Source organism: Actinobacillus arthritidis, from assembly GCF_029774155.1.
Classification (GTDB): Bacteria; Pseudomonadota; Gammaproteobacteria; order Enterobacterales; family Pasteurellaceae; genus Actinobacillus; species Actinobacillus arthritidis.
This window is the reverse complement of sequence record NZ_CP103833.1, coordinates 2,179,705-2,190,164: the sequence shown is the minus strand read 5'-3', so window position 1 is coordinate 2,190,164 and position 10,460 is coordinate 2,179,705. Positions and strand designations below refer to the sequence as shown.

Below are 10,460 nucleotides of genomic sequence, written 5' to 3'. Positions count from 1 at the left end.
GTTTCCAATTTTTTAAAGAACAATTTAAGACAATAATTTGACTTATCATCATGACTAAATAAACAAATCTTTTACTTATTCACTTAGTCATGATGATTGGTGGAGATAAGCGGGATCGAACCGCTGACCTCCTGCGTGCAAGGCAGGCGCTCTCCCAGCTGAGCTATATCCCCATATATCATGACTGATATCCCCCCTCTCCTTTCAGCTTTCACTCATTTAGAGTGGTGGGTCTGAGTGGACTTGAACCACCGACCTCACCCTTATCAGGGGTGCGCTCTAACCACCTGAGCTACAGACCCAAAAGGATGCCGGATAATATCCGTTTTCGTCTTCTTCTATCAAACAATCTGTGTGAACACTTGCAGTCGCTCAATTCTTGGTAAGGAGGTGATCCAACCGCAGGTTCCCCTACGGTTACCTTGTTACGACTTCACCCCAGTCATGAATCATACCGTGGTAAACGCCCCCCTTGCGGTTAAGCTATCTACTTCTGGTACAACCCACTCCCATGGTGTGACGGGCGGTGTGTACAAGGCCCGGGAACGTATTCACCGCAACATTCTGATTTGCGATTACTAGCGATTCCGACTTCATGGAGTCGAGTTGCAGACTCCAATCCGGACTTAGACGTACTTTGTGAGATTCGCTCCATGTCGCCATATTGCTTCCCTCTGTATACGCCATTGTAGCACGTGTGTAGCCCTACTCGTAAGGGCCATGATGACTTGACGTCATCCCCACCTTCCTCCAGTTTATCACTGGCAGTCTCCTTTGAGTTCCCGGCCGAACCGCTGGCAACAAAGGATAAGGGTTGCGCTCGTTGCGGGACTTAACCCAACATTTCACAACACGAGCTGACGACAGCCATGCAAAGCACCTGTCTCAAAGTTCCCGAAGGCACAAACTCATCTCTGAGTTCTTCTTTGGATGTCAAGAGTAGGTAAGGTTCTTCGCGTTGCATCGAATTAAACCACATGCTCCACCGCTTGTGCGGGCCCCCGTCAATTCATTTGAGTTTTAACCTTGCGGCCGTACTCCCCAGGCGGTCGATTTATCACGTTAGCTTCGGGCACCAAACTTAAAGTCCAATCCCCAAATCGACAGCGTTTACAGCGTGGACTACCAGGGTATCTAATCCTGTTTGCTCCCCACGCTTTCGCACATGAGCGTCAGTACATTCCCAAGGGGTCGCCTTCGCCTTCGGTATTCCTCCACATCTCTACGCATTTCACCGCTACACGTGGAATTCTACCCCTCCCTAAAGTACTCTAGTTGACCAGTATGAAATGCAATTCCCAGGTTAAGCCCGGGGCTTTCACATCTCACTTAATCAACCGCCTGCGTGCCCTTTACGCCCAGTTATTCCGATTAACGCTCGCACCCTCCGTATTACCGCGGTACGCTGGCACGGAGTTAGCCGGTGCTTCTTCTGTAGTTAACGTCAATTACCAAATCTATTAAATTTGATACCTTCCTCGCTACCGAAAGAACTTTACAACCCGAAGGCCTTCTTCATTCACGCGGCATGGCCGCATCAGGGTTCCCCCCATTGTGCAATATTCCCCACTGTCGCCTCCCGTAGGAGTCTGGACCGTGTCTCAGTTCCAGTGTGGCTGGTCATCCTCTCAGACCAGCTAGAGATCGTCGGCTTGGTAGGCCTTTACCCCACCAACTACCTAATCCCACTTGGGCTCATCTCATGGCATGTGGCCTTGCGGTCCCACACTTTAATCCGAAGATATTACGCGGTATTAGCTACAGTTTCCCGTAGTTATCCCCCTCCATGAGCCAGATTCCCAAGCATTACTCACCCGTCCGCCACTCGTCAGCAAATTAGCAAGCTAATCCCTGTTACCGTTCGACTTGCATGTGTTAAGCCTGCCGCCAGCGTTCAATCTGAGCCATGATCAAACTCTTCAATTCAAAAAGTTTAATCGCTCAATAAACTGCTTAGCTAAGTTTACATATTACTTTAAAAGTAAAAATGAATTTCTAGTTTAAGCACCTATTAAGACTTCAAGTTTTAAATAATATTTTTAAAATCAAGTCAATCAACAAGTGCCCACACAGATTGTCTGATATATTGTTAAAGAACAAAAAGAAACGACGCACTGAAATCTAACTTTTATCGTTCACAACAGTGCGTCGTTGTGTGTGGTGCATTATAGAGAAATATGAAATCCTTGCAAGCACTTTTTGCAAAAAAAATCTTGAAAAAGTGATTAAGAGAATACATTTAATACAATTCGAATATTTTTTATTATTTTTCTGTTAAAAAAGTAACAACCCCCATCTTTAAACGGCAAATAGCGCATCCTTACTTTTCCTAAAAATTCACTTTCTTTTTCTAAAATTAATCGCTACATTCCGTATAACTTATTTATATAGAGGTAGATATCATGCAAAAAGAACATTTTATTGGTTTAGGCGTAGCGGGAAATTTTGCCGGTCATTTAGAGCAAGCGGGCGAAGCGGCTGATTTCTTGCAAGTAAAGACTGAAGAAGCGATTCAACCGAAAGCGATTTTTCCTTTCTACGTGCCAAGCCAAACCTTAAACCCAACGGAACAATTCCTCGCAACTTATCCCCTATCTCACGATACGATTACTTTTCCAAATGATGCTGACAATCTGCAAATTGAACCGGAAGTTGCATTGATTTGCGAAATTGAATATCAAAACAATCAAGTCATCGCCCTCAAGCCTACCCATTTTGCCGCTTATAATGACTGCTCTATTCGCCGTCCGAATGCACGTAAAATTTGTGAAAAGAAAAACTGGGGTAATGCGTCAAAAGGGATCTCTGAAACACTTATTCCTTTAGATCATTTTGCACAAGGTGGTATTTTAGATAATTACAATATTGCTTGTTTCCATAAACGTGACGGTAAACTTAATGTATATGGCGAAGATAGCCCGGCGGTAAGTTATAGTTATTTTCATCAAAAGTCGCTGAACTGGATTGTAGATAAGATGAATAACCAACCGGATCAAGGGCCAATGAATCATATTGCCGAATTACTTAAGCAAGCAAACTATCCGGCAAAAGCAGTGATCAGTATCGGTGCTACCCGCTATACTGAATTTGGCGAAAGCAACTTCCTACAAGTTGGCGATACAAGTATTGTGGTGGTTTACAATGCTAAGCAATACTCACATGAGCAAATTGCAGAAATGGCTAGCTCGGAACAATTCTCTGCAGACATCTCAGCATTAGTTCAAACGGTACGCTAATCAATTTCTCACTATACAAGCGGTCTAGTTTGATAAAAATTTTGCGATCCTGATCGGAAAAATTTTCTTAGAATCAGACCGCTTGTTCGATCCTGTGTATATTGGATTACCTCTTTTCTTAATAGGTAAGCAATATGAAAACTCTCCTTTTTATACTTTTATGCTTTAGTACATCACTTTTTGCCAAAACACCAGACTTGATGTTACTAGGTCAATATCGAGATCAAGATATAAACGGCTGGGTAATGAGCGAAAAACTGGATGGTGTACGGGGCTATTGGGACGGCAAGCAACTTATCAGCCGCCAAGGTAATCCGCTTGCGCCTCCGGACTATTTTATTAAAGATTTCCCACCTTTTGCGATTGATGGCGAACTTTTTAGCGAAAGAGGACAATTTGAAGAAATCTCAAGTATCACCAGAGCCAATGAGCCAAAAGGCTGGTATAAACTGAAACTCTATGTTTTTGATGTGCCGAATGCTAATGGCAATCTATTTGAAAGATTAACTACATTGAAAAATTATCTTTCACAGCACCCTACCCCTTATATTCAAATTATTGAACAGATTCCGATTCAAGATAAAGCCCATTTAATGCAATTCTATCAGCAAGTACTTGACCAATACGGCGAAGGCGTTGTGGTACGTAATCCGAATACTGCTTACATAAAAGGACGTTCTGCACAAATTCTCAAATTAAAACCTGTATTAGATGAAGAATGTATCGTCATTGCTCACCATAACGGCAAAGGGAAATATCGCGATAAACTGGGCGCAATCACTTGTGAAAACCAGCGTGGACGTTTTCGTATCGGCTCCGGTTTTAAAGATAAAGATCGTGAAAATCCACCACCTATCGGAAGTTTGATTACGTATAAATATCGAGGTCTTACCAAACAAGGAAAACCACGTTTTGCTACATTTTTTCGGATGAGAACGGACATTGGGTCAATTCACGTAGTGACTGAATAAATGCACGTGTCGCACGTGATAAATAACTATTTTTACGATAAATGATTATAACTGTTCGACGTATATCTAGCTCTCCATAGCAGGGTTCTTTATCAAAATGATTTTTTGACACTAATGTTTCAGGTAATAATGCTACACCTAACCCTGCTCCCGCTAACGATTGAGCCGTAGTCATACTTTCTGTTTCCAAGGCAATTTCAGGTACATAACCGGCTAATTCACACTGCTTAATAAGCATCTCATGTAATTTATGATTTTTATTCATTTTAATAAAACGGCTCTGTTTAAATTGTTCTAAACATACTCTTTGACTAAAAGAATGATCACCGGCTTTTAACCCTAGTTCTTTAGCAATTCCATGTTCCGGAGGGATTGCTAACAACATTCGTTCTTCAAATAATATTTCATAATCAAAATATTTTTCGTTGACAGGTAATAATGAAATAGCACAATCAACATATCCATGTGTAACCATTTCTTCTAAATTACGGGTACTATCTTCTTTTAAAAATATATCAATTTTTGGATATTGTTGGCTAAAAAGCGGCAATACTCTCGAAAGTAAGTAAGCACTACGGAATGGTGTACTACCGATCGTCACTCTTCCACGTTTGACATTCAAAATATCATCTACTTTTTGCTCAAATTGGTGTTGAATATCTATTATTGCTTTAGCTTTTTCTACATAAAGCTCCCCGACATAAGTTAATTTTAACGGCGAAACACTACGATCAAACAAAGGTGAACCAACCTCTTCTTCCACTTTTTGAATAAATTGGCTCAATGATGGTTGAGAAATGAATAATTTTTTCGCCGCATTGGAAAAATTACGCTCTTCTGCTACTTTTAATACATATTTAAATTGCCGAAATTCCATCTTTTTTCCTCTTTTTTAGCTTACAAGCGGTTAAATTCCATCAAAGATTCTCAAAAAATTCATAAAATTCAACCATTTATCATTATATAGGCATTTACCTATACCTAGTATGCAAAAAATCGTATTGGACTTATTTTATACTTCTTCAGTACTATTCGCCATATCAAAGCTTTGTTTAATTTAGTGGGAAGTCGAAAGGCTAAACAAATCAAATCCAAATGGGGTGATCTATGATGACAAAAGAAGAAGGCATACGTTATCTAACTGATACCATTGCTAAATTTGTCGGTTTTACCGGTAAAGTATTACCTGACGACGTAATGGCAAAATTAGAAGAATTACGTAAGAAAGAGGAAGAACAATTACCAAAAATTATTTACGGTGCAATGTTCGATAACCAACGTTTAGCCAAAAAATTAAATCGTCCAAGTTGCCAAGACACTGGTGTAATTCAATTTTTTGTGAAATGCGGAGCTAATTTCCCTTACATTGGTGAGCTTGAAGCACTATTAAAAGAATCGGTTATTCAAGCGACTAAAGAAGCGCCGTTACGCCATAACAGTGTGGAGACCTTTGATGAATATAATACCGGTTTGAATGTAGGTAAAGGCACACCAAGTGTATTTTGGGAAATTATACCGGACAGTGACAAACTGGAATTAGATACTTATATGGCAGGCGGTGGTTGTTCATTACCTGGACAAGCAAAAGTGCTTATGCCAGGTGAAGGATACGAAGGTGTAACCAAATTTGTGTTGGATGTGATGACTAGTTACGGTTTAAATGCCTGTCCGCCATTATTAGTTGGTGTAGGAATTGCAACTTCCGTTGAAACTGCAAGCAGTACAATCTAAAAAAGCATTATTTCGTCCTCTAGGTGAACGTAACTCAAATGAAAAAGCGACTTATATGGAGCAACTATTAGAGGATGGAATCAATAGTATCGGTTTAGGTCCACAAGGCTTAATGGGTAGAATGTCAGTATTAGGGGTAAACATTGAAAATACCGCTCGCCATCCGTCAGTTATCGGTGTAAGTGTAAATGTGGGCTGTTGGGCACACCGCAAAGGACATATTATTTTCGATAAAGACCTCAACTACACCATTACTTCACATTCGGGGGTGACACTATGAGCGACAAAAAAATCTTGACCACACCAATCAAAGCAGAAGACTTGGAAGACATCAACATTGGCGACATCATTTATTTGAACGGTTATATCGTCACTTGTCGTGATGTGGCACACCGTCGTTTAATCAATAACGGACGTGAATTACCAGTGGATATCAACGGTGGTGCAATATTCCATGCAGGTCCAATTATTCGACCGCTTGGTGATGATAAATATGAAATGGTTTCGGTCGGTCCAACTACTTCAATGCGAATGGAAAAATTCGAGAAAGAATTTATCAAGCAAACCGGCGTGAAGGTAATCGTTGGTAAAGGCGGTATGGGACAAGGCACAATGGAAGGCTGTCGCGATTATAAAGCATTACATTGTGTATTCCCTGCTGGCTGTGCAGTATTGGCGGCTGAATGTGTAGAAGAAATTGTTGATGCACAATGGAAAGACCTCGGTATGCCTGAAACGCTTTGGGTATGCAAAGTGAAAGAGTTCGGTCCGTTAATTGTGTCTATTGATACCCACGGTCGCAATATTTTTGAAGAAAATAAAGTTATCTTCAACGAACGCAAAGACAAAGCGATTGAAGAAATCTGCAAACACGTTGATTTCATCAAATAGTAAATAACGTCTTATCAAAAAAAATCTCCCCATACATACACTTGTGTGTATGGGGTTTCTTATACCCAAAATTCAGAAATTCACTCTTGGAGGCAATTATGGTCGCAAGTACGATAACACTACTCTTTTTACTTTTCGCCGTCGTGATGTTTGTATGGGAAAAATTACCTCTCGCTGTTACCGCAATGATTGTTTGTATTGGTTTAATTTTAACTGGCGTGCTGAGTCCGAAGGAAGCCTTTCTAGGTTTTATAGATAGTAACGTGATTTTATTTGTTGGAATGTTTGTCATTGGTGGAGCATTGTTTGAAACAGGTATGGCAAATAAAATCGGAGGTTTGGTTTCAAAATTTGCCAAAACCGAACGGCAACTTACCATTGTCTTAATGCTCGTTACCGGGCTGATGTCTGGTGTATTATCCAATACTGGCACAGCGACTATTCTAATTCCTGTTGTTGTAGGCATTGCGACCAAATCAGGATTTGCCCGTTCACGTCTGTTAATGCCACTGGTTTTTTTGCGGCAATGGGTGGCAACTTATCACTTATCGGCGCACCTGGTAACTTAATCGCACAAGGTATTTTAGAACAAGTCAATCTCAAATTCGGTTTTTTTGAGTATGCCAAAGTCGGTTTACCCATTCTTATTGTTGGGATTCTGTACTTCATACTGATAGGTTATCGTTTTTTACCTAATACAGAAAATTTAAGTATCGAAAATTCTATATACGGCAACAAAAAAGAAACAGCAGATGTAGTTACTTGGAAGCAATGGCTCTCACTTATCATCTTAGTCGGTACTTTATTAGCAATGGTACTTGAAGATGTAATAGGTATAAAACTCTATGTATCAGCTTGCGTAGGTGCATTATTACTGGTTGTCACAGGAGTAATGAACGAAAAACAAGCCTATGCATCTATCGACAGTCAAGTCATTTTCTTATTTGGTGGTACTTTAGCTCTTGCTACTGCATTAAACAATACAGGGGCAGGTAAAGATATTGCTAATTTTGTCATTGGTTTATTAGGTTCAAATCCAAGTCCATTTGCATTATTGACTACCGTCTTTATCATTAGCTGTGTACTGACTAATTTTATGTCAAATACTGCGACCGTAGCACTACTCGCACCGATTTGTTTATCAATTGCGAGTTCTTTAGGAGCTGATCCACGAGCAGTATTAATGGCAACTGTTATCGGTAGTTCCTGTGCCTATGCAACACCAATCGGTATGCCTGCGAACACAATGGTATTATCAATTGGCGGTTATAAATTTATGGACTATGTTAAAGCAGGCTTACCACTCATTATCGTATCTACGATTGTAAGTTTGATTTTACTGCCTATTTTCTTTCCATTTTTTCCATAAGAGAATATACAAGCGGTTAAATTTGGAGTGAAACTTGCAAAACACTCTCCAGTTTCAACTGTATCTTAATCAAATGAAGAAAAAATTTGTGAACTGCTCCGCATTTCTGAGCTAAACCATTTGCAGAAAAGAGTGATCTTGCCTATCTTTAAAGAACATCACACAAATAAGGATATATTTATGACAAATGCAGAACTTTTTGGTGAAGGCATAAATTTGATGATTTCAGGAATGGGCTTTGTGTTACTTTTCCTTATCGTGTTAATTTATGCAATTAGCTTCATTTCTACGCTAATTAATAAATACTTCCCTGAACCTATCCCTGCTCCCGCGGCAAAACCTGTGTCAAACAGCACTCCAATCAATGATTTAGAACGTTTACGACCTGTGATTGTAGCCGCTATCGCTCATCACCGTCGCCAACAAGGATTAAAATAATAGAGGATTTTTAACATGACTATTCAAAACAAAAAAATTGCGATTACTGATGTTGTTTTACGTGATGCACACCAATCTTTGTTTGCGACACGACTACGTTTAGACGATATGTTACCGATTGCGGCTGAATTAGATAAAATCGGCTATTGGTCTTTAGAAGCATGGGGCGGTGCGACTTTTGATAGCTGTATCCGTTTTTTAGGTGAAGATCCTTGGGTACGTTTGCGTGAATTGAAAAAAGCGATTCCAAATACTCCGTTGCAAATGTTATTACGCGGACAAAATTTATTAGGCTATCGTCATTATGCCGATGATGTAGTAGATCGTTTTGTGGAGCGTTGCGTCAAAAACGGGATGGATGTGTTCCGTGTGTTTGATGCGTTAAATGACCCTCGCAATATGCAAGCGGCATTACAAGCGGTCAAAAAACATGGCGGTCATGCGCAAGGTACGTTAAGTTATACCACCAGTCCAGTACACACCTTACAAACGTGGTTAGACGTAACCGAACAATTACTGGAAATTGGGGTAGATTCTCTCGTTATTAAAGATATGTCAGGTATCTTAACCCCAATGGTCGCGTACGAATTAGTCAGTGAAATTAAGAAACGTTATGACGTAGAGCTTCACTTACACTGCCACTCAACCACTGGTATGGCGGAAATGGCATTATTAAAAGCGATTGAAGCAGGTGTTGATGGTGTAGATACTTCAATTTCTTCAATGTCCGGCACTTATGGTCATCCAGCAACCGAATCTATTGTCGCAACACTTCAAGGCACACCTTATGACACTGGTTTGAATATCCCTCAACTTGAAAAAATCTCAGCTTACTTCCGTGACGTTCGTAAAAAATATGCGAAGTTTGAAGGGCAATTACGTGGTGTAGACAGCCGAATTTTAGTTGCACAAGTGCCGGGCGGTATGTTAACCAACCTTGAAAGCCAGTTAAAACAACAAAATGCAAGTGACAAACTTGATCTTGTATTACAAGAAATCCCTCGCGTACGTGAAGATCTCGGTAATATTCCGCTTGTTACGCCAACATCTCAAATTGTCGGCACCCAAGCAGTAATGAACGTGTTAATGGGCGAGCGCTACAAAACCATCGCCAAAGAAACCGCCGGTATTTTAAAAGGCGAATACGGTCGTACGCCTGCGCCGGTTAATAAAGCGTTACAAGAACGTGTGCTTGAAGGTCTTGCGCCGATTACCGATCGTCCGGCAAACCATATCGCACCGGAAATCGATAAATTAGTGGCGGAAGTGACCGCACAAGCTAAAGAGAAAGGCATTACGCTTTCAGAAAATACGATTGATGACGTGTTAATCGTGGCGTTATTCCAACAAGTCGGTTGGAAATTCTTAGAAAATCGTAATAATCCGGTCGCCTTCGAACCGGCTCCGACCGCAGAAGTTGCAAAAGAAGCGGCAAAACCGACCGCTTCTCACACAGCAAAAGCAGGCGAACCAGCCGTTTATACGGTTGAACTTGAAGGCAAAGCCTTTGTGGTGAAAGTCAGTGAAGGTGGTGATATTACTAATATTGCACCAACAGCCCCAACCGCGCACCACAAGTTGCGGCTCCGGCGGCAACCAGTGCAAATGCTGAACCGGTCAAAGCACCGATGGCAGGTAACATTCTTAAAGTCGAAGTAACCGAAGGTCAACAAGTGGCGGAAGGCGATGTGTTATTAATTCTTGAAGCAATGAAAATGGAAACTCAAATTTGTGCGGCAAAAGCCGGCAAAGTCCAAGGCATTGCGGCAAAACAAGGTGATGTCGTTGCAGTTGATCAAGTATTAATGAATCTTGCTTAAACGA

Annotated in this window: 7 protein-coding genes, 2 tRNA genes, 1 rRNA gene and 2 pseudogenes; 8 read left to right on the top strand and 4 right to left on the bottom strand. The window is 40.8% G+C overall.

Annotated elements, in window-relative coordinates:
- Positions 1-97 precede the first annotated feature (97 nt).
- The 3 genes from NYR89_RS10540 to NYR89_RS10530 all read right to left on the bottom strand — a co-directional run bounded on the left by NYR89_RS10540 (position 98) and on the right by NYR89_RS10530 (position 1,926).
- Positions 98-173 (bottom strand) — tRNA-Ala (locus tag NYR89_RS10540).
- A gap of 52 nt (positions 174-225) precedes the next feature.
- Positions 226-302 (bottom strand) — tRNA-Ile (locus tag NYR89_RS10535).
- A gap of 81 nt (positions 303-383) precedes the next feature.
- Positions 384-1,926: ribosomal RNA gene (locus tag NYR89_RS10530) — 16S ribosomal RNA — on the bottom strand.
- A 476-nt stretch (positions 1,927-2,402) separates the two neighbouring features.
- Between NYR89_RS10530 and NYR89_RS10525 the strand changes: the two genes are divergently transcribed.
- Positions 2,403-3,236: a DUF5718 family protein gene (locus NYR89_RS10525; protein ID WP_279445766.1), complete on the top strand. Its 834-nt coding sequence runs from the start codon at positions 2,403-2,405 to the stop codon at positions 3,234-3,236.
- Between the two features lie 134 nt (positions 3,237-3,370).
- Positions 3,371-4,207: a DNA ligase gene (locus NYR89_RS10520; protein WP_279445765.1), complete on the top strand. Its 837-nt coding sequence runs from the start codon at positions 3,371-3,373 to the stop codon at positions 4,205-4,207.
- On the opposite strand, the gene NYR89_RS10515 is transcribed toward NYR89_RS10520, so the two are convergent.
- Positions 4,152-5,084 (bottom strand): LysR family transcriptional regulator, encoded by a 933-nt coding sequence (locus NYR89_RS10515; protein ID WP_279445764.1) that lies wholly within the window; start codon positions 5,082-5,084, stop codon positions 4,152-4,154. The two genes, NYR89_RS10520 and NYR89_RS10515, sit on opposite strands and share 56 nt — an antisense overlap.
- Positions 5,085-5,314: 230 nt before the next feature.
- Between NYR89_RS10515 and NYR89_RS10510 the strand changes: the two genes are divergently transcribed.
- From NYR89_RS10510 to oadA, 6 genes and pseudogenes are all read left to right on the top strand, one after another.
- A complete protein-coding gene (locus tag NYR89_RS10510) occupies positions 5,315-5,938 on the top strand; it encodes a fumarate hydratase (RefSeq protein WP_279445763.1) in 624 nt (207 codons plus the stop codon).
- On the top strand, positions 5,913-6,218 hold the full coding sequence (locus NYR89_RS10505) for a fumarate hydratase (RefSeq protein WP_279445762.1): 306 nt from the start codon (positions 5,913-5,915) through the stop codon (positions 6,216-6,218). The genes NYR89_RS10510 and NYR89_RS10505 overlap by 26 nt, the downstream gene beginning before the upstream one ends.
- Complete coding sequence (gene ttdB / locus NYR89_RS10500) at positions 6,215-6,829, top strand: L(+)-tartrate dehydratase subunit beta (RefSeq protein ID WP_015674462.1); 615 nt, start codon at positions 6,215-6,217, stop codon at positions 6,827-6,829. Before NYR89_RS10505 ends, ttdB begins: the two co-directional genes overlap by 4 nt.
- Positions 6,830-6,927: 98 nt before the next feature.
- Positions 6,928-8,198: pseudogene (locus NYR89_RS10495) on the top strand (SLC13 family permease).
- Positions 8,199-8,378: 180 nt separating this feature from the next.
- Positions 8,379-8,636 carry an oxaloacetate decarboxylase subunit gamma gene (locus tag NYR89_RS10490; protein ID WP_279445761.1) on the top strand — a complete coding sequence of 86 codons (258 nt, stop codon included), beginning with the start codon at positions 8,379-8,381 and terminating at the stop codon, positions 8,634-8,636.
- A gap of 15 nt (positions 8,637-8,651) precedes the next feature.
- Positions 8,652-10,456: pseudogene (gene oadA / locus NYR89_RS10485) on the top strand (sodium-extruding oxaloacetate decarboxylase subunit alpha).
- The last annotated feature ends 4 nt before the right edge of the window (positions 10,457-10,460 follow it).

Excerpts from the sequence above, each read along its gene's own strand:
- NYR89_RS10520 (WP_279445765.1), top strand. The coding sequence starts at position 3,371 with ATGAAAACTCTCCTTTTTATACTTTTATGCTTTAGTACATCACTTTTT.
- ttdB (WP_015674462.1), top strand. The coding sequence starts at position 6,215 with ATGAGCGACAAAAAAATCTTGACCACACCAATCAAAGCAGAAGACTTG.
- NYR89_RS10525 (WP_279445766.1), top strand. The coding sequence starts at position 2,403 with ATGCAAAAAGAACATTTTATTGGTTTAGGCGTAGCGGGAAATTTTGCC.
- NYR89_RS10515 (WP_279445764.1), bottom strand. The coding sequence starts at position 5,084 with ATGGAATTTCGGCAATTTAAATATGTATTAAAAGTAGCAGAAGAGCGT.
- NYR89_RS10490 (WP_279445761.1), top strand. The coding sequence starts at position 8,379 with ATGACAAATGCAGAACTTTTTGGTGAAGGCATAAATTTGATGATTTCA.
- NYR89_RS10510 (WP_279445763.1), top strand. The coding sequence starts at position 5,315 with ATGATGACAAAAGAAGAAGGCATACGTTATCTAACTGATACCATTGCT.